The sequence below is a fragment of the Rubinisphaera margarita genome, assembly GCF_022267515.1.
GTDB classification, from domain to species: domain Bacteria; phylum Planctomycetota; class Planctomycetia; order Planctomycetales; family Planctomycetaceae; genus Rubinisphaera; species Rubinisphaera margarita.
On the sequence record NZ_JAKFGB010000009.1, the window covers coordinates 89,295 to 116,186 of the forward strand.

Annotated in this window: 25 protein-coding genes; 16 read left to right on the top strand and 9 right to left on the bottom strand. The window is 61.0% G+C overall.

All coding sequences use genetic code 11. From position 1 onward, the window contains the following. Nucleotides 1-13: 13 nt before the first annotated feature. The 5 genes from L1A08_RS03610 to L1A08_RS03630 form a co-directional block, all read right to left on the bottom strand. Complete coding sequence (locus L1A08_RS03610; protein WP_238754320.1) at nt 14-949, bottom strand: GGDEF domain-containing protein; 936 nt, start codon at nt 947-949, stop codon at nt 14-16. A gap of 268 nt (nt 950-1,217) precedes the next feature. After that, entirely contained in the window at nt 1,218-3,158 is a 1,941-nt protein-coding gene (locus L1A08_RS03615) for a plastocyanin/azurin family copper-binding protein (protein ID WP_238754321.1), read from the bottom strand. Nucleotides 3,159-3,186: 28 nt separating this feature from the next. Beyond that, nucleotides 3,187-3,603 carry a YkgJ family cysteine cluster protein gene (locus L1A08_RS03620; RefSeq protein ID WP_238754322.1) on the bottom strand — a complete coding sequence of 139 codons (417 nt, stop codon included), beginning with the start codon at nt 3,601-3,603 and terminating at the stop codon, nt 3,187-3,189. Between the two features lie 75 nt (nt 3,604-3,678). Then, complete coding sequence (locus L1A08_RS03625; RefSeq protein ID WP_238754324.1) at nt 3,679-4,248, bottom strand: cob(I)yrinic acid a,c-diamide adenosyltransferase; 570 nt, start codon at nt 4,246-4,248, stop codon at nt 3,679-3,681. 1 nt (nt 4,249) lies between these two features. Then, entirely contained in the window at nt 4,250-7,123 is a 2,874-nt protein-coding gene (locus tag L1A08_RS03630; RefSeq protein WP_238754326.1) for an alpha/beta fold hydrolase, read from the bottom strand. A gap of 391 nt (nt 7,124-7,514) precedes the next feature. On the opposite strand from L1A08_RS03630, the gene L1A08_RS03635 reads away from it, so the two are divergent. Both L1A08_RS03635 and L1A08_RS03640 read left to right on the top strand, forming a co-directional pair. Next, nucleotides 7,515-12,236 (top strand): outer membrane protein assembly factor BamB family protein, encoded by a 4,722-nt coding sequence (locus L1A08_RS03635; protein WP_238754328.1) that lies wholly within the window; start codon nt 7,515-7,517, stop codon nt 12,234-12,236. Continuing rightward, nucleotides 12,236-12,511 carry a hypothetical protein gene (locus L1A08_RS03640; protein WP_238754330.1) on the top strand — a complete coding sequence of 92 codons (276 nt, stop codon included), beginning with the start codon at nt 12,236-12,238 and terminating at the stop codon, nt 12,509-12,511. Before L1A08_RS03635 ends, L1A08_RS03640 begins: the two co-directional genes overlap by 1 nt. Before the next feature lie 17 nt (nt 12,512-12,528). Here the strand turns inward: L1A08_RS03640 and L1A08_RS03645 are convergent, their stop codons facing one another. From L1A08_RS03645 to L1A08_RS03660, 4 genes are all read right to left on the bottom strand, one after another. Further along, nucleotides 12,529-13,011, bottom strand: a complete 483-nt coding sequence (locus tag L1A08_RS03645; protein WP_238754332.1) for a hypothetical protein — start codon at nt 13,009-13,011, stop codon at nt 12,529-12,531. A gap of 243 nt (nt 13,012-13,254) precedes the next feature. Then, complete coding sequence (locus tag L1A08_RS03650; protein ID WP_238754334.1) at nt 13,255-13,434, bottom strand: hypothetical protein; 180 nt, start codon at nt 13,432-13,434, stop codon at nt 13,255-13,257. A 34-nt stretch (nt 13,435-13,468) separates the two neighbouring features. Continuing rightward, the gene (locus tag L1A08_RS03655; RefSeq protein WP_238754336.1) at nt 13,469-13,696 is read right to left on the bottom strand and encodes a hypothetical protein; all 228 of its coding nucleotides are present in this window, start codon (nt 13,694-13,696) and stop codon (nt 13,469-13,471) included. Nucleotides 13,697-13,975: 279 nt separating this feature from the next. Beyond that, on the bottom strand, nt 13,976-15,007 hold the full coding sequence (locus L1A08_RS03660) for a ThiF family adenylyltransferase (protein WP_238754338.1): 1,032 nt from the start codon (nt 15,005-15,007) through the stop codon (nt 13,976-13,978). A 332-nt stretch (nt 15,008-15,339) separates the two neighbouring features. On the opposite strand from L1A08_RS03660, the gene L1A08_RS03665 reads away from it, so the two are divergent. The 14 genes from L1A08_RS03665 (at nt 15,340) to L1A08_RS03730 (ending at nt 26,860) form a co-directional block, all read left to right on the top strand. Beyond that, nucleotides 15,340-15,705: a hypothetical protein gene (locus L1A08_RS03665; protein WP_238754340.1), complete on the top strand. Its 366-nt coding sequence runs from the start codon at nt 15,340-15,342 to the stop codon at nt 15,703-15,705. Further along, entirely contained in the window at nt 15,695-16,255 is a 561-nt protein-coding gene (locus tag L1A08_RS03670; protein WP_238754342.1) for a ParB N-terminal domain-containing protein, read from the top strand. Before L1A08_RS03665 ends, L1A08_RS03670 begins: the two co-directional genes overlap by 11 nt. Nucleotides 16,256-16,530: 275 nt before the next feature. After that, nucleotides 16,531-17,295 (top strand): ATP-binding cassette domain-containing protein, encoded by a 765-nt coding sequence (locus L1A08_RS03675; protein ID WP_238754344.1) that lies wholly within the window; start codon nt 16,531-16,533, stop codon nt 17,293-17,295. A 125-nt stretch (nt 17,296-17,420) separates the two neighbouring features. Then, the gene (locus L1A08_RS03680) at nt 17,421-17,759 is read left to right on the top strand and encodes a hypothetical protein (protein WP_238754346.1); all 339 of its coding nucleotides are present in this window, start codon (nt 17,421-17,423) and stop codon (nt 17,757-17,759) included. A gap of 151 nt (nt 17,760-17,910) precedes the next feature. Beyond that, complete coding sequence (locus L1A08_RS03685) at nt 17,911-18,348, top strand: hypothetical protein (RefSeq protein WP_238754348.1); 438 nt, start codon at nt 17,911-17,913, stop codon at nt 18,346-18,348. Beyond that, nucleotides 18,305-19,741, top strand: coding sequence for a terminase large subunit domain-containing protein (locus L1A08_RS03690; protein ID WP_238754350.1), 1,437 nt, complete (start codon nt 18,305-18,307; stop codon nt 19,739-19,741). The genes L1A08_RS03685 and L1A08_RS03690 overlap by 44 nt, the downstream gene beginning before the upstream one ends. A 197-nt stretch (nt 19,742-19,938) precedes the next feature. Then, entirely contained in the window at nt 19,939-21,366 is a 1,428-nt protein-coding gene (locus L1A08_RS03695; protein WP_238754352.1) for a phage portal protein, read from the top strand. Then, a complete protein-coding gene (locus L1A08_RS03700; RefSeq protein ID WP_238754354.1) occupies nt 21,350-22,417 on the top strand; it encodes a hypothetical protein in 1,068 nt (355 codons plus the stop codon). The genes L1A08_RS03695 and L1A08_RS03700 overlap by 17 nt, the downstream gene beginning before the upstream one ends. A gap of 501 nt (nt 22,418-22,918) precedes the next feature. After that, a complete protein-coding gene (locus tag L1A08_RS03705) occupies nt 22,919-23,353 on the top strand; it encodes a hypothetical protein (RefSeq protein ID WP_238754356.1) in 435 nt (144 codons plus the stop codon). Nucleotides 23,354-23,469: 116 nt separating this feature from the next. Then, nucleotides 23,470-24,666 (top strand): phage major capsid protein, encoded by a 1,197-nt coding sequence (locus L1A08_RS03710; RefSeq protein WP_238754358.1) that lies wholly within the window; start codon nt 23,470-23,472, stop codon nt 24,664-24,666. Between the two features lie 287 nt (nt 24,667-24,953). Further along, complete coding sequence (locus L1A08_RS03715; RefSeq protein WP_238754360.1) at nt 24,954-25,460, top strand: hypothetical protein; 507 nt, start codon at nt 24,954-24,956, stop codon at nt 25,458-25,460. Between the two features lie 200 nt (nt 25,461-25,660). After that, entirely contained in the window at nt 25,661-25,963 is a 303-nt protein-coding gene (locus tag L1A08_RS03720; RefSeq protein WP_238754362.1) for a hypothetical protein, read from the top strand. 56 nt (nt 25,964-26,019) lie between these two features. Further along, nucleotides 26,020-26,376 (top strand): hypothetical protein, encoded by a 357-nt coding sequence (locus L1A08_RS03725; protein WP_238754364.1) that lies wholly within the window; start codon nt 26,020-26,022, stop codon nt 26,374-26,376. Between the two features lie 58 nt (nt 26,377-26,434). After that, nucleotides 26,435-26,860, top strand: coding sequence for a hypothetical protein (locus L1A08_RS03730; protein ID WP_238754366.1), 426 nt, complete (start codon nt 26,435-26,437; stop codon nt 26,858-26,860). Nucleotides 26,861-26,892: the final 32 nt, after the last annotated feature.

Here is a 26,892-nt window from a genome sequence, read left to right on the forward strand (position 1 = left end):
GCGATGGTCTTTGTCAGCTGGCGATGAGTTGGATGGAGCCGTCGGGGTGGACTTCTCGGAGTTGGCAGCGGCCATGTCTTGGGCTGGTGCGGAGGGAGGATTGTCCGCGCTGCCAGAGCAGGTCCTGCAGTTCCTCGAGGGAGCAGTCGGTATTGGTGAAGGTTGTGCAGCCGAACGTGGCGGTGACGAAGATCTGCTGCTCGGTATCTGGGTGAACGAAAAGCGTGTTGCGAAGTTCCCCGCGGATTCGATCGGCGATGTGGCGGACGGCATCACGTGAGATGTCGGGTAGCAGGCCGATGAGCAGATCGTCGGTGGCCTGGCAGAGCAGGTCTTCGGAGCGGAATCTGCGGAGGGCGATGGAGGCGGTCTGGCGGAGGAATCCGTTGACGGCGGGCTGGCCGTTGTGCTGGGCCAGACGTGAGAAGTGATCGAGCTGAATGAAGATGACGCCGCAGGTGGCTGATGTGCCTGCGAGACTGCGATTCAGCTTTTTGAGATTCTGCTGCCAGGCGGTGAAGTCGGGCAGATCAGTTCGGGAATCGACCGGGTATTTTGACCATCGCGGTGCTCGGAAGGTTTTGCGGCGAGCCGGGGGGGAGCTGGTCGCCGAGGGAGCGGCCGAGCTGTCGATGAGTTGGGTCATCTGTCGCATGAGACTTTCGCGGGCATCGCCGAGATGAGCCGTCTGACCGGGAGTCAGCTTCTGTTGAGCCGCTTTTCGCTGCAGAAGACTACAGGCACGCTCGGCGTGATCGAGGCAGCCTGAGACATGCTTGAACAGTTTTTCAAATCGTTTGCTGGCGCGTTGCAGAGCGGCGGACTGATACCAGCGTTCATAAAGCAGGCCGAAGGCGAACCCGACTGCCAGTGCGAGCGGGACGAGGATGATGACGAGCATCATCTCGCGGCTGAGAGCAGGCAGTTGTAAGGCGATCGTGAAGTCCATCGATTGTTATCGCAGCGGCAGATAGCTGAAGCATTCCGGGAACGTCCCGCTTGAAGTGTAGGTTGGGGACGGACTGCGCGGCGGAGGGACGAGGGATTTCCTGTTCCGGGTGGGGCGGGTTGTGTCGGTTGGAGGGGCTATGGGGGGATTGCGTGAAAGCAATGGCGCGCTCTCCCCCGGCGCACTGCTGGGTTAGCCAGCAGTGGCACCCCGTGCGGCGTGTGACTCGACTGCTTGGGGGCAGGACGGTTCGGGGGAGATGGAGCGATTATTCGCTGGGTTGTGGGGGATGCTGGGCGGCGGTTGTCTGGAGGAGGGCGAGGATTTCGAGGATTTCGTCGCGGGTGAAGCGGTCGAGGAGCGCTTTGGGCATCATCGACTGGGTCGATTTGACGATGTCTTCGATCTCGCTGCGGGGGATCTTGCGGGGTTCCTTGGCTTCGGGGTTTTCGAGCAGGGAGATGCTGGTTTTGTCTTCGGCGACGACGAGGCCGGAGAAGACCTGTCCGTCGGCGGTGATGACGACGTTCATGGCGTACTTGTCGTCGATGCGGTGAGAGGGATCGAGGATCTCACGGAGGACGGCTTCGGAATTGCCTTTCCAGCGGTGGTAGACCTGGGTGAGATCGGGGCCGACGGCTCCTCCCTGATTATTGAGGCGATGACAGAGGGCACAGGTGGCTTCGGTGAAAAGTTTGTGGCCGATTTCCGGCGTGCGGCCTCGTAGACCGTCGGGGAGATCGGACGTGAAGTCTTCGACTTTCCACGACTGAACGAAGGAGCGGGTGCTGCCGATCGGGTCTGTGGGAACGGTGGGGTTCTGCAGCCAGGCATCGAGGTCGGGGACGACGATCATGACGCCGTACATGCGCATCCAGTGTCGCGGAAAGGTGCAGACGTAAGGATACTCGCCCGACTCGGTGGGGGCGGTGATGGTCAGCCGGTCTTTCTGGTGGGGCTGAACCATGGTGGTGGCGTGGAGGACGTCCGGCGATTTGGGGACGTAGGCTTTGCCGCCGTCGACGCCCTGAGGGCCGACCGCGAGACCTTCTTCAGCGACTTTCTGCAACGAGCCGGGCGTGGTGATGACGAGATTGTGCGGCATCAGGTCTTCGTTCTGCAGGACAATCTGCACGGAGCGACCGGCTTCAACAGCGAAGTAAGGGATGTCATATCGCATTTCCTCTTCCACGGTGTGGATGAGAACGACCCGAACGGCGACTTCGCGGAGTCGCTGGCGATACGTGCGGGCCAGATCGACGGGGAGCTTGGCGAGAAGCTGGTCGGTCAGCTGCATCATGCGGAGAAAAGGATCGGTCGTTCGTCGAGCTGGCGGGGTATTCTCCGCGACTTTGATGAATCGTTCGGCCAGTTCACGGGCGATCTGCGGATCGCGGTGTTCAGCCGGGATGGCGAGCAGAACGGAGATGCCGGCATCGCGAATCTGAGGTTCCGCAACGAGTTCGGCAACCGTGGCAAACGTTTCCGCGGGCTGGCCGTTGAGTGTGGCGAGAGTGTTCAGCGCATCGCGGCGGAGTTCGACAGAGTGCGGCTTGTCGGTGAGTGTGAGGATCTGGTGGCGAACCTGATTGCGGATTTCGACCTGTGGGATAAGGCGGACGCCGGCGAGCCAGTCAGCCGCTTTGGCTGGCGACGCCGAAGCGAGCTGCCAGGCTTTGTCCTGTTGGCCGATGCTGATGAGGGCGGCGTGAGAGATGGCTCGCTGGAGCGGGCTTTCGGCCGAGACGAGTTGTTCGAACTTGCCGCTCTGGCTGGCGAGGGTTTCGGGCTTCTGACGAAGCAGAAGATTGGCGAGTTGCGTGGCGGTTCTACGGCTGGCCGCGGATTCGGTATCGAGACGATCGAAGGCGGCCAGGAGTTCGGTGACTGGATCGGAACTGTTGAGTTTCACGAGTGCATCGAGAGCTTCTTCTCGATACTGAGGCGACATGGCATCGCGGATGAGGATGGCGGTGAAGACTGGCTTGTATTTGGGGTCATCGGTTCCGCGTTCGACGAGGAGGAGTCGGGGGTTGTCGAGGCGATCGAGCTGATACCAGACGATTCGTTCGCTCTTGTCGAGAAAGATCTTCGGCGGCTTGATGTCGGGAGCGGCCAAATGGTCGGCATGATCGTGCTGATGCTCCTGTGCGAGAACAGGCACAGTCAGGAGCAGGAAAGCGAGCGCGAGGTTTCGGAGCGTGATCATACGAACTGAATCTTTCGGGGTTCAGGCTTCAGATATGAACTTCGGCGGCTCTTTGCTGGATCGTCTCCAGTGGAACCAGATTGCCCTGGTTGATGCCGGGACAGGATTGTTTCAGCGAGTTCCAGGCCTCTTCATCGGCGAGGTTGGAATCCCAGAACGGCCATGTGCGACATTGCTTGGGACGAGCCGGGTAGATTTTGCAGGTGCGCGTGTGGCCATCGAAGAAAGTGCAGTCCCCGTTCGGGAACTCGTTGAGTGACGTTTTTCCGCGGAGCGGGCGGGTATGCATGAGGCGGATTTCGCCGATCGGTTTCTTGAGATGCTCGGCGATCTCGCGGATTTCTTCTTCGGTCACCCAGACCGCTCCCGGTCCTCCGGTGCAGCAGTTGCCGCATTGGGTGCATTGGAACCGGAGGCCTTCCTGATACCAGACGGAATCGGACATGGAACTGAAACGAAAATCGAACGGGGAGAGAAACTGCCAGAGAACACTTAATGCGCAAAGCGCATCGCGAAGATTTTACGCCTTGGGAGCGGGCGAGGGAACCCAGAGCGGGGCGGGGTTGCCGGGATCGTCGATGATGCGGGAGATCTGAAAGAGCAGATCGGAAAGGCGGTTCAGATAGATGCAGGCATCTTTTGGGACTTCGTGTTCGGCTGCGAGCTGCCAGAGAATGCGTTCGGCACGGCGACACACGGTTCTGGCGAGGTGGACTGACGCAGCAGCGAGCGTGCCGCCGGGGAGGATGAAACTGGTGAGCGGCGGCAGCTTGCGGTTAATTTCGACCATCCAGTTGTCCAGCCGGTTGGTCTGGGACTGGTTGAACCGGAACGGGGAGCTGACATCGGATTCGGCGGGGATGCAGAGATCGGCTCCGAGGTCGAAGAGATCGTTCTGGACTTTGCGAAGTCGATCGTGCCAGGGGGCGGCGATTCCCTGAGCGAGAGCGAAGCCGAGGTGAGCGTTGAGTTCTTCGATGGTGCCGAGCGTTTCGATGCGGATGTCGAACTTGGAAACTTCGGAGCCGTCGCCGAGACGGGTGGTGCCGCCGTCGCCGGTTTTTGTCGTGATGTTGTTCAGATAGACCATGTTATTCGGTGAGTGCCTGGTCGGTGAAGGAGCCGTGCTTGAGGAAGTTGCGTGTGGCTTCGATGCTGCGTGGATCTCGCATCAGCAGCATGTGGAGGCAGGGGAATGAGCAGAAATCGCTTTCCCCTTCAAGGTGCGTACTGGCGACGGTGACGGTGCCATCGTCGTCGCCCTGCATAAGCGGGTTGTAGCCGTTCGTGTTCTCGCCCCGACCGCCGGCGATGATGCCGAATGGCACGGTGGGAATGGGGAGTTTATCGACGGTGCCGAAGTCGGTCCGGAGTTGCTGACCGGCCTGCCCCATGACCCATTGGAATGGCGGGAAGCGGTGGAGGCGGTCGGCCAGTTCGGCTCCGTGATTGGGGGTGCCCATCATGATGACGCGGCCGATTCGCTGCGTCTGTGACTGCGTCTGTGGCAGGGCGAACCAGGCTCGGATGACGAGGCCGCCCATGCTGTGTCCGACGAGATGGACGGTTTCGATGCCTTCAAGGGACGTGATGACGCGGTGCAGGTCTTCGGCTGCTTTTTCGATGGTGATGCGAGTGCTGGGATAATTGACGGGGATCGCGTAGTAGCCGTCCTTCTCGAGAGCGACTCGCAGGGGAGTGAAGGAGTTAGCGGAGCGAAGGATGCCGTGGAGCAGGACGACAGCTTCGCCGGACATGGGGGCGAGGTTCTTCTCGGTGCGGATGCCTTCCAGGGCGGTTACGCATTCCTCGAACGAGCCGGAGGCGTGGCGATTGTTCCGGCGATCGAGCAGGCGGCACTGAGAGGTCAAGACATTCTGCTGGATGCGATAGTCGCGAAAGAAGTGAATGTCACTCCAGTACTGCAGTCCCCCCAGGGTCTTCATGGCGTCTTCGTCCTGTGAATCGGATGACGGGATTGTGGCAACGTTCTGGTCGGAGATGGTGACCGATTCCAGGTCGAGATCGGGGATCTCGCTGGCCTTGCGGTAGGTCGACAGGACGGTTTTGTCGGTTTGCTGCAGTTCGACAGGCGTGCGGTTGGCGACCATGGCCAGAGTGTAAGGAATGTCGAGGATCTTCAGGACACCGAGATAGTCCGGCCCGTCCTGATGGGACGCAGGGAGTTCGGAGAGGGTCAGTTGGTCCACAGGAGTTGAGGCGAAGAGAGCCGCGTAGAGGGCGTTGACCGCCGGTGATCCGGTGGCAATGAGTTCGCAGGGGGCTTCTTTGCATTCGGGACGACCGCGGACTGCGTTTACGGCAGCGATGATGTCCCAGACACGAGAGGCATCGGCGGTCTGACCAAGCAGGGCGAAGCGACGCCGGATGTGGATCTGCTCACGATCGTCTCCGGACCAGGCGTGAGGACCGACGCCGCGAGGGGCGAAGATGGCGACGATTTCCTGCGGAGACTGTGGTGATGCAGACGTGTCGCCGGTGTTGACGTGAAACTTGAGGCTGGCCGGTTTGTTCTTGTCGAAGGAACGCGACTTCTTGAGTGTGAGCGTGAGGGGCACGCTGGCTTCGGATTCGAAACGCAGTGTTTCGGTGACGATGTCTTCGGTCGTCGATTCTCCCACGGATGTCAGTTCGGGAGTGTTCGAGTCGGCGGGCCAGTCGGGGAAGCATTTTTCGCGGAGCTGATTTTTCAGTTGCTCGGTCTGCTGTTTCCAGGCACTGGCGGTTTCGGGGACTTCCGGAGAACTGGTGGGGACGAAGGTGTCGTGGATGTTGGAGGTCCGCTCGTCTTCAGGCAGATCGCGGAAGACGCGAAGTTCTTCCGGCTCGAACAGTTTCTGGGCTGGCATGCTGACGCGATCGGTCTTTTTGAGGAAGCGGTCGAACCATTCGAAGGCGTTGACCTGGAGTCGTTGAGTGTCTTTGTGGGGGCCTTCGGCGATGGCGACGCCGAGTTTGTCGCCGGCGTCGTAGTGGTCGTAGACGCGGCGGACATCCCAGTAGACGTCCATGACGCCGTCGAGCGGGAAGATGGAATCCTTGTCGGTGTTGGTGATGAGCAGTGCTCGTGGGGCGACCAGAGCGGGGATCATTGAGAAGTCCCACTGCTGGTTGTTGATCTGGAACATGCAGTCGCAGTGGCCTTCGATGCAGTCGTCGACGACGTGGTTCCGCATACTGGTGATGCCGGCCACAGGGACGGCGGCTTTGACGCGTTCATCGAGGGCGGCGACCCACCAGGAGTAGGCTCCGCCGCCGCTGCGGCCGGTGACGCCGATGCGTTCGGGATCGACCTGTTCGAGGGACTGGAGGTAATCGATGCCGCGAATGCCAGTCCAGGCTTCGACACCAGCCGGGGTGTAGCCACGTGAGTTCCACCACCACATGTCGCCACGATAGGTTCCGTGATGGACGCCCTGAAATTCCCCGAGCTGGATGGTGTCGATCGTGAGGCAGACATAGCCGTTACTGGCGAACCAGACGCCGTGATGATGGTAGCCGACTTTGTTGCCGTAGCTGACGCCGTCTTTCACGTTGCGGGAGTGTCCGCAGACGTAGAGGATGGCCGGGAGCGGTTCGGTGACTTCGTTGGGCAGATAGAGATTGGCCGTGACGTAAAGCCCGGGGAGAGCCTGATAGTGCAGGTTTTTGACGGTGAAGGAGTCGGTCTTGATCTCGCCGGTGACGGTCGGTTTGAGCGGTGTCTTTTCGGGCTGGGGGTGCAGGCCGAGCATTTCGGCGAGTTGCTGCCGGTATTCGGACTGGCGGGTCTGGAATTCGTCGAGATCGTGAAGGCGTTCGGCGGTTTCGGATTCGACCTGGGAGGTCTTGGCTTCAAAGTAGCGTCGGAGTGCGGTGTCGTGATCGATGGGCTCAGCGAAAAGCGGTGTGATCGCAATGAGGAGAGAAAGAACCGGTAGCAGCAGGCGACTGGGAAGGATCATCGTGTGGTGTACCCCCGGGCTGAGTGGTCACTGGTGGGACGGATCGGGCAGAGATTTTCCGAGTCCTGATGGAAGCCCGATCTCGTGTCGATTCTAGGCAGGTGGAGTCGATTTTGCAGCCATGGACGGGAATTGTGGCAGATTGACGGCGGCGGGGCGGAGTCTGAGACTGGCCGGAAATGGCGGTAGCAGGTGTGTGGAGCCGGTCGTATAATGGGGAGTCGGTGTACGGGGCCTCAGTCTGTCGCGAAGCGGCGCTGAGGAGATTCGGTATCGACGCGATGCGACGATGATTCATTCCTGAGTTTGATCCCTCCTGCGTTTTCTGGTCTTTTCTCCTGCCTTGTGCGAGTCGCGTGATGCGGCCGCCCGAGCACTGGAAGTTTCTGACATGATGCAATTCCGCCGAACTCCTTTCTGGCTGTTTTTCGGTCTCCTGATTTCGCTGGTCAATGCTCCGCGAGTTGGTGCTCAGGAAGATGCCGGCGATCCGCCTGCTGCGGAAAAGAAGGAACAGAAGCCGGTCGAGAACCCGTTGAAAAATGCGCTGAAGCGACTGTTGGGCGGCGGGAAGGATGACGGGCCGGCCGGTGTCGAATTGCCGAAGATTGAAGAGGGAGAACCTCGAGCGCCGAGCGATCCTCGAATTCCGTCGATTCGCGAGCATGAGATGGTGCTTGAGAATGCGCGCGCTCGAGCCGAGATGGGGCAGTGGCCGGAAGCGATTCAGATTTATCAGAACCTGCTCGATGCGCCGGTGGACTCGGTGATGCGGGGTGATGATGGTCAGTATCGGTCGTTACGATGGGATGTGCAGGAACGGATCGGTTCGATGCCGCCAGGGGCCCGGGAAACGTACGAGCGAACGTACGGAGGGCTGGCGAAGAAGATGCTGGATGACGCGTTCGACGCCTCGGACATGGCGGTGATCCGCGAAGTGGCGGAGCGGTTCTTTCATACGAAAGCGGGACAGGCGGCGGCGAATCGGATTGCGTCTCTGCACGTGGATCGTGGGGAGTTTGCAATCGCCGCTCAGTGGTACCGCCGACTGGCGGAAAGTGGCAGCGAATTGTCTCAGGATCCAGTCTGGCGTTTTAAGGCGGCAGCTGTCTTCGAGAAGGGCGGCGTGAAATCGCCTGAAACCGAGCCGTTCGGACAGATGCCGGAAGCGGATGTGAAGGTGCTGGAGCGGCGTTTGCCGGGAAAATCGCTGGTGGAAGTTCGGGAGGCGTGGAAGTCTCTGACGACGTTTTTCAATCCGCCGCTGGATGACTGGTTGCATCCGGGGGGGGCGAAGAATCGGAGTGGACATGCCTCGGGAGGGCATCCGCTGCTGATCAGTGCGTGGCAGAAGACGACGACGGAGCATTCGGACGTACGGGATCAGGTGCGATCGCTGCAGGATGATCTGGAAGTGTCGCGGACGCCGGCGATTCCGGCGATGCAGCCGATCAGCGTGGGGTCTCAGGTGATTTTCCGGACATTCGATGGATTGTGTGTCGTTGACAGTGAAACCGGTTATGTGCAGTGGGAGTCTCGGGAGACGGTGCCGCCGTCGCGACTGATGACTTCAGGAAGCAAGAGCTCAGTCCATCAGCAGAACTTTGTGATACGCGGGAATGTGGTCACTCCGTATCAGGGGACACAGACGGAGAATCATCCCCTGGCGAACTTTCTGTTCCGCAATGGCGTGCACGGGACGATGACGAGTGATGGTTCGGATGTGTATGTGATTGAACAGAATGCGGTGCTGTCCAATCTGCTGGGGTCTTCGTACTACACGAACAATTCACTGGAGGACAATGACCCCTATCGCCGGGACTGGGGTTCGAACCGGTTGACAGCGTACGATCTGAAGACCGGTCAACAGAAGTGGAATGTTGGCGGGGAGCGGTTGTCGGGGCGACTGGATTCCGCGCTGGCGGGGACGTTCTTTCTGGGGCCTCCGCTGGCTGATGGAGGCGAGCTGTTCGTGATGGGAGAGCAGGACAATGCGATCCGACTTTACTGTCTGGCGAGTGGCTCGGGGGATGTGAAGTGGTCGTGCCTGCTGGCGTACACGGATCTGCCGATCAATCAAGATGCAATGCGACGATGGTGGCCTGCTCAAGTTGCGCTGTCCGACGGCGTGCTGGTATGCCCGACGAGTGTGGGGCTGCTGGTGGGTGTGGATCGCGCGGCCGCCGAGGTGGTGTGGATTTCGAGCTACAAAGATAGTGAGACGAACGAGAACAAACGGCAGTTCCGTGGAGGCGGCTACGCGCCGGTGTCCCCGGGATCGTTGAATGATCGGTGGTTTCCGACGCCGCCGCAGGTCGTGGGGCAGGCGATTGTGATGGCTCCAGCTGAGTCGCGCATGCTGGCGGGTTTCCGTCTGGGGGACGGGGAGGAACTGTGGCGGATTCATGACGTCGAGGGCGGCCTGTACGTCGCCGGGGCTTATGAGGGGCAGATGCTGTTAGTGGGCCGGCGCGAGCTGACGGCGGTGGAAGCGGCAACGGGGAATCGACTCTGGTCTCGGGAGTACGGCGACTTCGATGCCGTCGCTCGGAGTGAAGGCTGGCTGCCGAGTGGCCGGGGTATCATGCTGGAAGGTCAACTGCTGTTGCCGATGGCGGGGCGGGAGATCTGGTATTTCGATCTGGAAAAGAATGAGTTTGTGGGACGGGCGGCGATCGAAGAGGAGGAATTCCGGCTGGGCAATCTGATCATGTCGCAGGGTCGGCTGATTTCGGCGTCTGCCGGAGAAGTGGCGATGTTCGAGCCGAAAGCGGATGTCGAAGCGGATGTGAAACAGCGACTGGCCGCGGATCCGTCGGACTTTCGAGCATTGACGCGGCAGGCGCAGATTCTGCTGCTGGAGAAGCGATTTGTGGATGCGCTGACGGCGCTGCGTCAGATCGATGAGGCTGCGCTGAGCGGGCCGGAGGAAGGGACTTACCAACGACAGATGCGGCAGACGCTGTTTCAGGTCGTCGAAGCCAAAGAGACGCCTTCGGACGCCGAGCTTGAGGAATTGAAGCAATATGTTGTCTCGCGGGATGATCAGGAGCGATATCTGCGATTGCGTGCGCGGGCGGCGAGTGTGGCGAGGCGATACACGGAAGCCTTGGAAACCTACGGGGAGTTGAGCCGCCTGGGAGGCCGGAAACTGGTCCAGGATACGACGCAGCCTGCGCTGGAAGTTCGTGAGGATGTGTGGTTGTCGGCCCGTCTGCGGGAGTTGTGGGAGAAGTCGACTGGGGAGGTCTCGTCACGAATCACGGCTGCGGTGATGGACGCCGGTCAACGGGCGATGGCGAGCGGTGAGATTGAGGCGATGCGGAATGTGATCGCGATCTATGGCTTTCATCCGGCACTGGAGGAGTTGTATCTGATGCTGGCGGAGCGAGCCGCGGAAGAGCAGGATTACGCTCTGGCCGAGTATGCACTGGATACGCTGGCGGCTCGAGAAGATCCGTCGGTCCGGGCGAGTGCTTTGACGGCGAAGATCGCTTTACTGGAGAGTTTTGGTCTGATTGAGGACGCGGGATTTCTCGCGAGTCGGCTGTCCGACTTTGATCGTGAGCTGGTGATGTTGGATGGCTCGACGGTGGGTGAGTGGGTCAGAGAGTTTGAACAGCGAGTGCAACCGGCCGCCGTTCCGGAAACTTCGTGGGGAGACTATGACTATGAGGTGTCGCATTTCGGGACTTCCCAGTGGACGCAGCAGACGGGGACGGTGAATCTGGAGCAGTCGAAGTTGCCTTTCTATCGGCGACATCGTTTTGTGTACGATCAACGGCGATCGCGGCTGGAGATTCTGCGGAATGACACGGATGAGCTGGTGTGGTCGATTCCGTTGCAGCAGGCTGACTACATGCCGACGTCGAACGTGTTGCCGGTTCGTGTTCATGGTCATCTGATGACGGTCTATTCGCAGGGCATGGTGCAGTGTTATTCGCTGCCGGACCGCGAGTTGGTCTGGGCGCAGCCGGTCGTGAGACAGGCGGGGAACGCGGGGGTTGTTTCGCCGAGCAAGGCGACGATTCGTTCGTTGCAGCGGGCGAAGTCGGCGACTTCGCGATTCCGAATGAATCAGGGGCGGAGTCAGTACGGTCCACTGGTGTTGATGACCGAGACGACGGTCTGCTTCCGGGGACGGAACGAGTTGCTGGCCGTCGATGTGGTGGATGGTTCGATTCGGTGGGTGCGTCGGGGGATTCCGCAGGAGGCGTTGATCTATGGCGATAATGACCGTTTGTGTGTGGTGCCGCCGGATCTGGCGGAAACCCAGGTGATTGATACGCGAGATGGACGAGCGCTGGACGTCGAGGGGCTCGAAACGCTGCTGTCGGAGGGGATCGCTTTTGTCGACGAGGTGGTGGTAACGGTGAGCGAGCGGGATCCTTCGGATGCTTTGGCGGCGGAGCTGGATGACGTGGGCCGATCAGCGGCCCCGGTCAAGCGGGTGATGATTCTGGAAGGTCGTAATCTGTTGAGCCGAGAGTCGCTGTGGCAGATTGCGGTTCTGGAAGATGATTATCTGGGGATGGTGGATGATCGGCGAGTGGCGATCGTTCGGCGGAATGGGAGTGTGGAGCTGGTCGATGCGGCGAGTGGGGAGAGTGTTGTTTCCGCGGTCGATGAGCGGTTGAAGCGGCCCCATTTGAATGATGTTCTGGCCTTTACGGAGGAGAATCGACTGTATGTGGTGTTGAATCATTCGAACACGCATTCAACGTATTTGAACATCGCGAATCATCGCGTGAATGGGTTGGTTGCGAGTATTGATGTCAAGCAGGGCGAGGTTGCATGGGTGCATGAGACGGAGAAGCTGAATCTCGTGCTGGAAGATCTGCATCAGATGCCGGTGCTGATTCTGGCGGGGACGAAGCATGAGCAGAAGCACAACCTGTATCTGGGGATGTTCTATGTGCAGATCATTGACAAGGAAACGGGAAAGGTCATGCTGGACCGCTCGATTCTGACGCAGAATCAGGTGCAGCAGATTTCCTGGCAGGGATCGACGCATCAGATTCGTCTGCATGCTTATAACGCGATCTTCACGGTGAAGCCGAAAGAAGATTTCGCGAGGAAAGAACCTCCCGGGGTAGAAGTGGAGTCTGACTGATGGAGGAACATCAGGAGGAGCGCGAGAAGGCGGTTAATCGGCGGTGGAACCAGGTGCGCTGGGGAGCGGTCGGAGTGATTGTGCTGACGCTGGTTGGCGAAGCCTTTGCGCATTGGTATTTCACACGGGATGAATCGCGTAAGGCGGCTTTTGAGCCTTATGCGGGAACGATTGACTCCGCCGTGACGACGATTCTGATCGTCTCTTGCGTGCTGGTTTATCTCGGGAGTCGGATGCGGTCCACAGCTGTGGTGGACTCCGAACACGCTGCGTAACGCGGCCGGGAAGCGTTTTACTCGGGAGGATTCTCGGCTTTGAGAGCCGCGATTGTCTCGGCGTTGGTGGCCAGGAAGTCGTCTTTCCAGCGGTAGCTGTCGAGCAGGCCTGCCGTGGGGTAGCCGAGGCAGAGATAGGCGATGTAAATGGCTTCAATGGTGGCGAGGCCCTGGCCGGGATCTTCGAAGAGTTTGGAGTTTCGGGGATAGGCGGTCTGGCAGACGGGGAGCGAGCGTGGGGGGATGTCGACGAATTCGGCTTCCATGCGGGCGGCGAGTCGCCAGGTGGCGTCGAGGACAAGCAGTCCGGAAGAACGATCGGCCGGGGAGAGGCGGGGGCCGTCGATGGAGAGTCGGACGTAGTTTGTGAGCGTGTGTGGCTGCTTGAGGGGGAAGTTCCAGAAGTCGAAGCCGGGCTGGATGCGAAGAGGCTCGACGGTGCATTTGCTGCGTCGTTCTTTGTGGTGGACGACGATGATGGTCGGTGTCGTTGGAGGCATGGTTGTTATTCGACGGTCGAAGAGAGCACAGCCGGGCGAGCCAGCAGTGGTCCCTGGGATTTGTGGGTTGCCGCTGCGATGGTGCTCTTCCCACAGACAGGAATGTCTGTGCCACGGGCTGAGGGTGACGGGAGTGCTGGTTGCTTTGTCGCGTTGAGCCGCAGCGTTGATCCGTTCACGTCGGCGTTCTGCGTTGATCTGTTCACGTCGGCGTTCAACGCGTGAGGGATCTCTTTGTCCTGGCTACGAGGCGGATTTGATCTTTTCGATTTCGGCTTCGTGGGTGTTGATCTGCTGTTGGAGTCGTTCGACTTCCTGGGGATCGTCCATCTGCTGTTTTGCACCGGAGAGTTGAAGGCGGAGCTTCTGGATTTTCTGTCGGAGGACGTCGATCTGCTTTTTCTGCTTTTTGTTGAGCGGCATAGGTGGACCAGACTTTCAGTGATGACCCGGGCTCTCAGGGGGAGCCTTTGGATTTTTTATTCACGTAGATGCGGACGAAGAAGACGATGATGGTCGCGATGAGACCAAACCAGACGATCATGTACTGCGTGTTGAGTTCGTCAGCATTTTGCCCCGGGGCGGCGGAGAGTCGATAAAGGCCGTAGACCCAGGTGATGTTGGTGATGAGCAGGAGCCAGTCCAGGAACGGGACTTTCCGACGAGGTGGTTTGAGTTCGGACATGGGACGCTCTGCGTGAAGGTGCCGATCGGGAGGGTGAAGGTTCGGTGATGCGGCTGATGAAGGCGAGCCACGATCTTTTTATAGAATAGCGGAAAGTGGGGGCCGATTAAATGAATCTTTGCTGGGCGGGGAAGGCTAAGAGCGTACTCGCTGAGACTTCCTGCGAGATTCTTTGGAGATCGTTGCATCGCTGGGGATCGGTGGTGTGTCCCTGGCACTGCTGGGCAAGCCAGCAGTGGCACCCTGCGAAGGGGCTTGGGATGGTTGCAGGCCGCGTTTCTAGGACGGGACGTAGCGGTTGTAGAGGGTGCGAGCGAGGGCGAGGTCTTCGGTGCCTTTGATGATGGCTCGGCCGTCGCGGAAGAGGTGGATTTCGTGGTCGGGGGAATCCTGTGGCTGGAGCCAGAGGAGGAAGGGGTTGAGGGAGACCTGGCCGAGGGGCTTCCATTGTTCGGCCTGGGCGGCGAGGTCGATGGTGCGGCGTTCGCTGGGGGCGATCTGGACGGCATTGCGGCCACACAGTGCAGTGGACTGGCTGCCGCGTTTGCCGGAGAGCCAGAGGCGTTCAGAGCCAGTGCAGGCGGGGCAGTCGCGGTCCTGCCAGAGGGAGGTGAGATCGACCTGCTGAAACGATCCTTCCCAGGCATCGACGATGGTCATGCGGCGATCGATGTGAGAGCCGGCGGATGTGATCCACTGCAGCGCCCGCGTGCACTGGAGTGAAGCGATGATGTTGACCGCGGGGCCGATGACGCCGGAGGTGTCGCAGGTTTCAGTTTGAGGCGGTTCGCCATCGAGCAGGCAGCGGAGACAGGCGGTCTGTTGGGGGACGATGGTGAAGACCTGTCCGCGAGCAGCGATCACGCCGCCGGAGATCCAGGGGGTGCTGGTTTCGAGAGCGATGTCGTTGATGAGGAAGCGGGTCTCGAAGTTGTCGGTTCCATCCATGATGAGGTCGCAGGAGTGGACCAGGGCGGCAATGTTGCCGGAGTGGGCGTCGGTGACGTGCGGTTCGATGGTGACTTCGGAGTTGATCTCCTGAAGACGCTGGCTGGCGGCGATGGCTTTGGGCTGATGGGAGGTGACATCGGCTTCAGTGAAAAGGTGTTGCCGCTGCAGGTTGGAGAGGTCGACGAAGTCGCGGTCGATGATGCGGAGATAGCCGACGCCGGCGCGGGTGAGTGTTTCGGCAATGGAGGAGCCGAGCGCGCCGCAGCCGATGATGGCGACACGTGCGTCGGCGAGACGCTGCTGGCCTTCGGAGCCGATGGGCTGGAAGAGGATCTGCTTGCGATAGCGGTCGGGATTCATGCGGAAATACGGGTCGGGAATTCAAACAGGATTGCGGTTGAGATTTGTCGAAATCGAATCGACAGGGGGTGTTACCAGAGGGAAGTTTAGGTTCGAAGTTGCGAGTGGGGAAGGGGCGTGCGTCGAGGACGAACGTGATAGGGCAATGGATTCCGGTCGAGCACTGCTGGGCAAGCCAGCAGTGGCACCCTGGTGTGGGGAAGGAGTCTCCAGGGAGGAGGAGTTTTGAGGGTGGTGGTTGACGCAATACGCGTCCGCACAGCGGACCCTACCGAGCGCAACAAATTTGTTGAGGTTGAATTGAGTGGGTTCTGGAAGGAAGGGATATGAGGATGTCGGTGATGCGTGAGAGTGGTGAGCGGATGGTTCTGCCTCGGGTGGGGCGGGATGATTTCTGGACCGTGGTGCATGAGCAGTATGCGGGAGAGCGGCCGGAGCGTTGGAAGGCGCTGGCGATTCTGGCGCTGCGTGAGAATGGCGGATGGCCGCTGGAGATGATCGGGACGGTGTTCGGGCATCATCGGGGGCATGTGTCGCGGATTCTGGCGAAGGTGAAGCGGGATCTGCGGGAAAGCTTGCGGCAGTCGCCGGAGTGGCTGGGGATGGGGGATCCGGAGGAGTTCGATGAGCTTCAGGAGGATGGGTTCTCGGATCCGGATCGTCGTGAAGGATGCGGGAGGTGCCGGAATGCGCATTGAGACGGTGGCGATCGAGCGGCTGAAGCCGGCTCCTTATAACCCGCGGGTCGAGCTGAAGCCGGGGATGGCGGAGTTCGAGCGGTTGAAGCGTTCGTTGACGGAGTTCGACCTGGTGCAGCCGCTGGTTTGGAACGAGCGGACGGGGCATGTGGTCGGGGGGCATCAGCGGCTGGCGATTCTTCAGGAGGAAGGGACGAGCGAGGTGCCGGTGGTTGTGGTCGATCTGCCGATGGAGCGGGAGAAGGCGTTGAATGTGGTGCTCAATAATGAGCGGGCGGGTGGTCGGTGGGATGTGGCGAAGCTGCAGGAGCTGATGGGCGAGCTCGTTGAGTTGCCGGACTTTGATGAGACGCTGACGGGATTCAGCGAGGAGGATCTGAACGAGCTGATGTTGAAGCCGGTGATGGAACTGCCGGTGGAGCGTGAGGGGGATGAGGGAGCAATTGTGGTGACGTGCCATGTCACTCAGGAAGACTGGGAGGTGTTTCGGGAGCGGATGGATGAGCTTCTGGATGTGGTGGAGTTTGAGATGCATGTGAAGGGGGTGTAGGAGGGATCTTGCGTTGGGGTGTCTCGATCTGTGGAGCATTTCACGCGTTGTTCCCCCCCTCACCCTGACCCTCTCCTCCCAGGGAGGCGAGGGGGCTTCTGTTTGGATTCGGGAGTGGGTTGGAGGCGGGAAAGCGGTTGGTGAGGGGTGAGTTGATTACGCGTCCGCACAGCTGACCCTACTAGAGTGGACGAGTGGGGTGTGGGACCGCACTGCTGGGCAAGCCAGCAGTGGCACCCCTTTTGTGGACCTTGCTGGAGTTGAGGGAGGTGGTGATGTTGGTGTCGGTGGCTTATGACTTTTTGCCGAAACGGCGGACGGTGCGGACTTCGCAGGTGATGGATTGTTTTGGGGTCGATTTCGAGCAGGGGCGGTATGTGCTGGCGGAGGAGCTGGAGTTGGCGGTGGAGGCGGGGCAGGTGGTTTGCTTCACCGGGGATTCGGGGTCGGGGAAGTCGAGTCTGATGCGGGCGGCGGCTGGTCAGCTGGAGGGTGTGCTCGATATTGATTCGCTGGAACTGGAGCAGGTTTCGTTGATTGACGGGCTGGGGCTGGATGTCGCGGAGGGGCTGCGAGTGCTGGGAGCGTGTGGTCTCGGCGAAGCTCAGGTAATGCTGCGGACGCCGGCGGAGTTGAGTGACGGGCAGCGGTATCGGTATCGACTGGCGAAGGCGATTGCGGATCAACCACAGTGGATTCTGGCTGATGAGTTCACGGCGACACTGGATCGGACGCTGGCGAAGGTGATTGCGTTCAACGTGCGGAAGATCTGTTCGCGGATGGGGATCGGCTTTCTGCTGGCGACGACGCATGAGGATGTGGTTGTGGATCTGGAGCCGGATGTGCATGTGCGGTGTCGGCTGGGGGAAGAGCCGGTGGTGGTGGCTGGCGATTGTGACGGAGAGGGGGATGCGGCTGCTGGAAAAAAGTCATCAGCTTCGCCGATGAGATCTGGGTCAGTGAGGCGTCCCGGAACGACTGGCCGTATTTCGCTCGGTGGCATTACCGAACGCATGCGGTTGGATTCGTCGTGCATGTGACGATGCTGTGGCATGGGGAGGAGCCGATCGGGATTTGTGTGTTCTGCACGCCGGCGCTGTCGTTGAGTTTGCGGCGGAAGTTCTTTGGGCTTTCAGGACGCCGGTCGAAGTTGAGTTGCAGAGCGTTGAATCGGCAGCTGGTGACGCTGACGCGGGTGGTGATTCATCCGAAGTATCGCGGGGCGGGGCTGGCGAGTCTGTTTGTGCGGCGGAGTTGCGAGAGCTGTGCCTGGCCGTGGATTGAAGCGCTGGCGGAGATGGGGAAGGTGAATCCGTTCTTCGAGCGAGCGGGGTTCGTTCGTGTGGGGAAAGTGGCGATGCAGTCGGGGCGTTCGGTGGAAGAACATTCGAGGATTTACGGCGGGAAACGTCGGGATGGGCAGCGGGTGCGGGTTTCGGACGAGACGCACCGGAAGAGCCGGTATGCGGAGCCGGAGTATTTTGTCTTTGATAATAGGGGCTAGGGGCTAGGGGCTAGGCACTGGGCGCTAGGCGATAGGCGATAGGGGTTAGGGGTTAGGGGTTAGGGGTTAGGGGCGGATGAAGTGAGGTGAGGGGATGTTTCGGGAGGCTCGGCGGGGGAAGCGGGGGCGTGGATGTTTGGGCGAGGGGGAGTTGGCGGCGGTGTCGCAGGTGGGGGTTGATGATCAGCGGGCTTATCTGGAGCTGCTGTTGCGGGGGGCGAGTCCGGCGGCGGCGTGTCAGCAGTTGCAGCTGGATCTGTTCGTGGTGATGGAGGCGATTGCGGAGGATGAGGAGTTCCGCATCAAGGTGGATGCGGTGTATGACGCGTTGAGTCAGAACGTGGCGGCGCGGTTGTATCAGGAGGCGATGAAGGGGAGCGTTTCGGCGATGACGCAGTGGTTGAAGCAGCGGCCGCCGCCGGAGTGGATGGCGTTGCGGGTGGAGGGTTCGGAAGGTTCTGGATGGGATGCGTTGTCGGATGAAGAGTTGCTCGCGCGGGCGCGGATGGAAGGGATTGCGATCCCGGTTGAGCTTGAAGGAAGCGGTGAGACGTCGGGGGGCGGCGCGGCATCCGCGGCTGTTTCGTGAGGCGTTGATTGTGGAGGGGGATCCGGGGCGGCGGTTGGGGAGCGTTCTGGAAGACTGGCAGGAACGCGATTTCGCCGCCCTGGATCCCGGGTGGTTGCGGCTGGCGGGACAGTTGGCGGATGGGGAGCCGGCGGCGGGGGGCTTTCAGCGGGCTTATCTGGAGCGGCCGCGTGGGCACTCGAAGACGACGGACATGGCGGTTCAACTGGCGTGGATTCTGCAGAACAGTTCGCGGCGGGTGGAGGGGCTGGCGGCGGCAGCCGATCGGGATCAGGCGGGTTTGCTGCGGGATGCGATGGAGCGGCTGGTGAAGCGGAATGCGGAGCTGTGTCCGGACCTGGTGTTTCGTCAGCATGCGGTGATTCAGCGGAAGACGGGGAGCAGGCTGTCGGTGATCTCTTCGGATGTGCAGAGCAGTTGGGGGCTGTTGCCGGATTTTGTGATCTGCGATGAGCTGTCGCACTGGGAGAAGCCGGAGTTGTGGTACTCGCTGATCTCGTCGGCGGCGAAGAAGGCGGACTGCATGCTGCTGGTGCTGACGAATGCGGGCGTAGGTCGGGGCTGGCAGTGGGATGTGCGGGAGACGGCGGCTCGGAGTCGGCGGTGGTATTTCTCTTCGCTGGATGGATGCCGGGCGCCGTGGATTTCAGAGGAGTGGCTGGAGGAGCAGCGTCAGTTGTTGCCGGCGGCTGTGTTCGACCGGTTGTGGAATAACCGCTGGCAGTCGAGCGATGGTGGGTTCGTGAGCCTGGAGGAAGCGGAGCGTTGTCGGGATGTGGAGTTGACTGCTCAGGTTCAAGGGCAGCGCGGGCGGCGATATTTCGCGGCGATTGATTATGCAGAAAAGCATGACTTCACAGTGGGCGTGGTGGTTCACTGGGAGGGAGAGGTTCTGGTGGTCGACTGCATGGATGTGGTGCAGCCTCGGTCGGGGCAGCCTGTGCAGGTGAGCTGGGTCGAGCAGTGGATTGAGCGGATCGCGGAGAGCTTCGGCAATGTTTGCTTCGTGCTGGACGAGTATCAGTTGCTGGCGACGATTCAGAAGTACGACGGACGGGTGGAGCTGGAGCGGTTCGCTTTCGCGGGTGGGAAGGGGAATCATTCGCTGGCGGTGTGTCTCCGGCAGTTGATTGTGCAGCAGCGAGTGCGGTGGTTTCCGGGGTGTGGAGCGGTGGAGAGTTCGTGGGGGCGTGATGACCTGGAGACGGAGCTGGCGTCGGTGGTGGTGAAGGAGAACAGCCAGGGGCGCTGGAGGATTGATCATGTGCAGGATGGCGTGCATCACGATGACCGGGTGTTTGCACTGGGGGCGGCGGCGCTGCGGGCCAGTGAGGAGTTGGGTGGTGGGGACTGGATGGAGGTGTCGCCGCCGGGGGGTGGGTTTGGTTGGTAGGTTGTTGGGGGTGGAGAAGGGCATTGCCGGGTGTAAGCAGCTCTCATGGGATGGTGTCTTCACTTGGGGCACGTCGTTTGACGCACAGACAGGAATGTCTGTGCCACCCTGCCGGAGGTGGCTACTTGAGTTGACTGTCACGAAAAACTGCGCAACGAAGTTGGGGTGGGTGTCGGGGTTGTTAGTGAGGGGGTTGGATGTTCGAGTATTTGCGGGACAAGGTGGCGACGGCTCGTTTGCGGGCGCGGTATGAGCGTCGGGTGCAGGAGCGGTTGATGGATCTGGTTGAGGAGGGGACGCAGCGGCCGGTTTCGGAGGATGCGGGGGACTGGCTGCTGGTGGGCGAGAAGTCGGGACGCTTGGGGGAATCGGAGCGGCGGGAGCTGCGGGATCAGGCACGGGAGCTGGTGCGGGACAATCCTCACGCCCGGAACATTCTGCGATTGCTGGAAGCGTATGTGGTTGGGGACGGGCTCAAGCTGACGGTGGCGGCGAAGCGGACGTCCGACGAACAGATCGAAGACCGATGGCTGACGGTGCTGGCGGAGTTGTGGGAGGAGTTTCTGACGAAGAATGCGTCTCACTTCTCGTATCGGGAGTACGCCCGGCGGGTGTGGCGGGACGGGGAGTGCTTTCTGCGATTCTTTGATGATGGAGAGTGGCCGCCGTCGGTGCGGTTTGTTGATCCGGAGCGGATTGGGGCAGGGCCTGATGATCCGCATTCGCAGGGGGTGATTACGGATGAGCGGGATGTGGAGCGTGTCCGGTGCTACGTGCAGCTGGATCGCGACAATCGCGATGTGCAGGAGATGATTCCGGCGGATGAGGTGGTGCATACGCGGTATGGCGTGGATACGAATGAGAAGCGGGGTGTGAGCTTTTTTGCTTCGATCGTGCAGCCTCTGGAGAGGTTTGATCAGTGGTCGCAGACGGAGTTGCTGGCCAGGAAGCTGCAGTCGTCGATTGTGTTGTGGCGGAAGGTTCAGGGCGGAGCGGGGAATGCGGCGGCGATGGCGGATCGGGCGCGGAGTGGGGCGTCTTCGGAGCTGGATGGTGATCTGCGAAATGAGCGGGTGTTGCCGGGGACGATTCTGACGACTTCGGCGGGGACCGACATTCAGTTTCTGCAGCCTGATACGAACTTTGGCGATGCGGTGCCGCTGGGGCGGATGATGCTGCTGTGCGTGGCGGCTGGGGCTGGGATTCCGGAGTTCATGCTGACGGCGGATGCTTCGAATGGGAATTATGCGTCGACGCTGGTGGCTGAGGGGCCGGCGGTGAAGCTGTTTCGGAGTGAGCAGGAGTTCTTCACGGCTGCGTTTGGCCGGCTGTGGCGGAAGGTGATGGAGTCGGCGATTGCGGCGGGGCTGATTCCGGCGGAGGTGCTGGGTCAGGTGGAGTTGCGGTGGGCGTATCCGGAGCTGGTGAGTCGGGATCGGCCTCGGGAGCGGGAGGCGGATGTGCGGCTGGTGGAAGCGGGCGTGCTGAGCCGAGCCGAGGTGCAGCGGCGGGAGAAGCTGGATCCTCAACAGGTGGCGGAGGAGTTGACGCGGGAGCAGCCGTTGCGGGTTCAGTTGGCGGGGCAGAAGACAGACGGGAGCGGGACAGATGAAGTGGATGCGTAGCGGGAAGAGTTCGAAGCGGGAACGGCTGGTGGAGTCTTTGCCGGAATGGTGTGTGACGTCGGAGCAGGTGGACGCCGAGGAGTTGTGCGTTGCGGATGTGGTGCTGGCCGGGCCGGAGTCGCGGAATGGGTATCGGTATTCGGAGCGGGCGCTGCGGGAGGCGGTGCCGCTCTATGAGGGGCGGCCGGTGTTCCTGGATCATGCGGTGAATGCGAATCGTCCTTATGAGCGGAGCACACGGGATCTGGTGGGCTCGGTGCAGAACGCGCGGTTTGCCGAGGGAAAGATTCGGAGTGAAATTCGGGTGCTGGATACGGAGTCGGGGCGGATGTTTCTGGCTCTGGCGGCTTCGGAGACGGCGAACGTGGGGATGAGTCATGTGGTGATTGCGTCGCGGAATAAGGACAAGACGGTGGTTGAGCGAATTGATGAGGTGATCAGTGTGGATGCGGTGGCGTTTCCGGCGACGACGCGGACATTGCGTGAGCAGCACCGGGAGGAATCGGTGATGGCCCCTGGTTCGTATGAAGCGGTGCAGACGGGAATCGATGAGGTTCTGGCCGCAGAGGGATCGGAGCGGGTCGCGGTTTGGGACGGTTATGTTGCGATTCGGTCTGAAGATGTCGCGGAGGGGATGTATGCGATCTGTGAGTGGTGGGAAGCCGAGGATGGATCGTTTGAGGTTTCGGAAGTGGTGCTTGAGATCGGTGAGGATGAGCTGACGAGTGGGGAGTGGTGGTCGCGGCTGGATGGTGAGGGGGAGGTCGAAGAGGAGCAGATCCGACGGAGTGGGAGTGCTCGGAGACGCTTGCGTGGTCGGCGATCGGCGACGGGCGTTGGCCCGATGCTGGAACGAATGCGATTGCCGGCGGGGGTGGTGACGGAGGAGTTTCGTCGGTGCCTGGGAGCGGTGCGGGATCCGCGGGTTCGTGAGCAGCTGATTTCGGAGCGGAAGCGGTTCGTTTCACTGGGGCCGGTGAGTTGTGGGCGCGGGAGTGGAGGTGGAGTGAGTGTGGATCGGGAGTTTGTGCGGGTGGTTCGGGGAGGGTGATGGCGCACTGCTGGGCTAGCCAGCAGTGGCACCCCGGGTCGGTGGTGGCTTTGTGGACGCTGAAGACAAGCCACTTGTGGCGTTGCCACCCAGAGATGAATCTCTGGGCCATCCCTGGTGGAGAGAGGTCTTCGGAGTGGAGATGAATTCGGGGAGTCGAGTTCGTACAGGCAGGAACCAGTCGATGAGAGTTCTGGCGAAGTGGCAGGCGACGTCTAATGACGAGATGGGTGGTCATCTGAAAAGGAATGGAAAGCTGTAAGTTGAGGCACGCGGCAGGTGCATTCTCCTACGGCTTCGCCGCCCTGACAGCACAGCTGTCAGGGCCACCCTTACGGTCGCTGTGCTGAAATTGAGTTTGTTGAGGAATGTCTGTGCCACTTCAGGTGGTGAGTGTCGGAGATTGGGATTAGATAGCGAGCGGAAGCGTTCGTTCTGCAGGTTCTAGGAGGAGTGGTGATGGGGAATCGGTTGCGGTTTCGGTCGGGTCAGGTGCAGTTGGTGAAGGTGCCGGTGGATTCGGCTTCAGTGATTGAGGCGGGGGATCTGGTGTTCCTCGACAGTGGTGAGGTGAAGGCGGCGGCGGATTTTGCGTGGGACACGGATCTGGCGACGACGCAGGGGGCGTTTGCGGACGTATTCCTGGGGGTGGCTCATCAGGCCTCGGAGGCGGGCGAGGCGGAGCCGGTTTCGGTCGATGTGAGTCCGTTCTCGGTCTATGAGTTCGATGTGCAGAGTGCTTCGTACGGATTCGGGGATGTGCTGGGGCCGGACGAGCTGTCGTCGGCGTTGATGAATCAGCAGCTGGAAGGTGTGGGTTCGGCGGCGAATGGGATTGCCCGGGCGATGGAGACGCGATCGGGGGGATCGTTGCGGGTGAGTTTTGCATCTGCGTTTCATGCGGGTTCGGCGAATGCGGCGGCGGTGGTGGGGTAGGAGTTAGGCGCTGGGCGCTGGGCGGTAGGTGCTAGGGTTTAGGGGTGGGGCCGGTGGTGGTTGCTCTCTGGGAATAGTGATTGCGATTGTTGCGATTTGATAGAAGGTGATTGTTGATGCGTGGGCAGAATTTGCGGGAGCTGGTGGAGTCGCTGGGGGCGGAGGCGTTCTATGGGAAGGCGTGTTCGCTGCTCAATGAGGGGGAGCTGACGGTTGATGACTTCAGCTATTACGAGCTGGCGGATGCGTGCCAGGTGTTGCCGCGATTGCGGTCGGTCCAGGAGTCTCTGCAGGGGCAGCCGGTTTCTGCGGCGTTGCTGCGGGAGTCGAATCCTGGAGTGGGGACGACGCTGTTTCAGGTGATGTCGGGTGAGCTGATTGGCCGGAAGGTGCTCGAAGGTTACGAGAACGACGACGGATTCATTGGCGACAAGCTGGTGACGGTGGTGAGGAGTTCGCTGCGGAATCAGAAGCTGGTCGGCTTTCGGGCACTGGCGGGGCCGACGGAGGTGCCGGAGGGGCATCCGTATGAGGAGTCGACGTTCGAAGAGAAGTACGTGACGACGGCGGAGGCGAAGCAGGGGCGGATTCTGTCGATCAACGAGGAGTTGATCGCGTTTGATCAGAGTGGCGAGATCAACCGGCGGGCGATGGCGCTGGGGCATTATCTGCGGCAGGAACGGGAGCGGACGATTGTTCGTGGCGTGACGGACGCGGACGCCGGCCAGGGGAAGTATGTCTATCGGCCGAGCGGCAGTGGTGCGTCTCTGTATGCGACGGATGGTTCGCGTCGGAACTGGGTGGGCGTGGGGAATACGACGTCGCCGGATTTTGACGCCGCGGTGCCGCTGGTGGACTGGACGGACATTGAGGAGGTGCTGCACTACCGGGCGACCCAGGTGCGGGACGATCGGATTGATGGGACATCGCGGCCGGTGATTGCTCCGGCGAAGTATGTGCTGGTGCCGGAGGCGTTGCGGGGAACGGCGAGGGGAATCGTGCATGCGACGGAGGTTCGTCAGGTGACGGCTGACGGAGAGATGTCGGTGGCGAATCCGTTTGGCGGAATGCTGGATGTGCTGAGTTCGCCGTTCATTGATGAGCAGGGGGGAGCGGCGGCCAGTGACTGGTATGTCGGTGACTTTGCGCGTCAGTTTGTGTGGACTGAGATCTGGCCGGTGCAGACGTTCCTGCAGCGATCGGAGAGTGAAGCGGCGTTCGAGCGGGATGTGGTGCTGCGAGTGAAGGCGCGGTACTTCGGAGGGATCTCGGCGGTTGATACGGCGTATGTGACGAAGGTGGATGGGGAGTGATTGTCGGGCGGGTGTGACGATCCGGTGAGGTGATTGCATGCCCACGCGAGCGTGGGCATGGCACCCTGCTTTGGGTGTGATCATGAGAGGCACTGGCGGGACGCCAGTGGCACACGGTTGAGCCTGGAGTTCTGTGAAGGCATGCCCACGCGAGTGTGGGCATGCACGTTGAGTGTGAATAGCCGAGGCCATGCTTTGGGTGTGATCATGAGCGGCACTGGCGAGACGTCAGTGGCACCCTGCCGCGATTGAATTGATGCGGGCATGTTAGATATGGGAATGAGGGCATGAAGTACTGCGGGAAGGTGGTGAGTGGGGATTACAGCCGGGTGGTGGCGATGGGGCGGCCGGATGGTTCGAGCTGGGAGGTTTGTGTTCGTCCGTTGCGGTTGAGTTTTCATCGGGTGTTGCGGGAACGAGGAGTGATGATGCCGCAGCCGCCGACTCGGGTCTCGCGGGATTCGCAGGGGCGGGTGATTCGGGATGCGGATGGCGTGGCGGTTCTGCAGCGCGATGAGAGTGACGCCGGCTACCTGGCGGCGGTGGAGAAGTACCATCAGCGGGTGGCGACGCTGATTGTGTGGGAATCGCTGCGGGAGGATTCGCGGTTTGAGTTTGAGGTGAAGGAGCCGGCGGAGGGCGGGGACTGGGGTGCGTTCGCGGATGCTTTGTATGTCGAGTTGGAAGAAGCCGGCTGGACGGCGGGGGACGTGATCTGGTTCTGTGAGCAGGTGGCGGAGTTGAGTCAGTTGAGTGCGGGGCATGTGCGGGAGGCCCGCGCGGATTTTTTCTGAGTGGCGAGGCGGAGGCTTCGCTGCATTCGCCTCGCGGAGTGGTCTATCTGGAGTTGCGTGTGTGCGAACGGCTGGGGATGCGGAGGCCTGAGTTCCGGAGGATGCGGTACGAAGAGCAGGTTTCGTTGCTGGCCTATGAGCGGTTGCGGCAGGAGGAAGAGGCGGCGATTCGTGGGGCGACTTCTTGAGAGGGGGGCGGGGTGAGTGACCTGGAGAGTCTGGCGGGTGTGGCTGGCAGTGAACTGAGTACGGAGCAGATCCATGCGATTCTGAACCAGATTGATCTGGATGTGTTGAATCTGGTGCGGGATGGGAAGCTGTCGGCGTTGAAGTATGCGGTGGGGACTGATCCGAGAGCGAGTGTCGATCGGAAGGCGAACCTGGAAGCGTTGCTGAAGGCTCGGAAGCAGTATGAAGAACTGCTGCGGGAGCGGCTGAAGCGTGAGGGGGATGCGGAACCAGGTTGGGAGGTTTCGCAGGCGGAGGTGTGGGATCGGTCGTGATGGAAACGCACCGGCAGAGCCAGTGGCAGACGGCGACTCAGTAGGGAGGTGCGGGGATGTTGGCGGGATTGATTGAAGCGGATCTGGGAGTGGCGTTCGCAGATTTGGGGGATGAGATGGTTTATCGGATCGTGTCTACGGAAGTGGATGTGGAAGCAGGGACGGTGACGGAGTCGTGGGACGACCGGGATGTGGTCGGCCTGGTGGGGACGGTTCGTGACGAAGGGATTGAGAAGGCAGCCGAGCAGACGCGGGGGGCGAAGTTGCAGGTGCTGGTACGGAGCGAGGAGTTGCCGGAGGACTGTCCGGCGTTGACGGACCGGGTGATTGTGCGTGGCGAAGAGTATGCGATCGAGGAGTTCCGCTACATGAGTGAGGGGGGATTGTTCGACCTGGCCGTGCGGCGTCGGTGAATCGACGGCGCTGGGCGGAGCGAATGGCACAGTCGGTGGAGTTGGGGAGTCGTGAAGTATGCAGATCTCGGTGGAGTCGGATGTCGGCGAGCTGTTGACGAGGTGGGGGGCGGGGCGTTCGCGGATTGGACGAGAGCGGACGGAGAGCCTCCGGGACGCGGGGCGGAATGTGCTTTCGCGGGTCATTGCTGATCATCCGGTTGATACGGGGCGTTCGCGAGCGGGCTGGGAGGCGGCTGAGCAGATGCTGGGGTCTGGCGGAGCTGGCCAGGGCGAAGGGATGGCGTCGGCTTATGACGAAGGGGAGCGGAGTCGACTCGAGGCGGCGAACTTCGTGGAGTATGAAGTCTTCCTGGAGTACGGGGCGCGGGGACGGCCGGGGCGAGCGATGGTGCGTCGGGCGTTGGAGGGATCTCGGTTGGAGGCGGCTCGGAAGGTGTTGGATGGAGTGGTGCGGGCGATGACTTCGGGCGGCGGGGTCTGAACGGGAGATGAGTCGCTGGTGGGGCTGCGGAC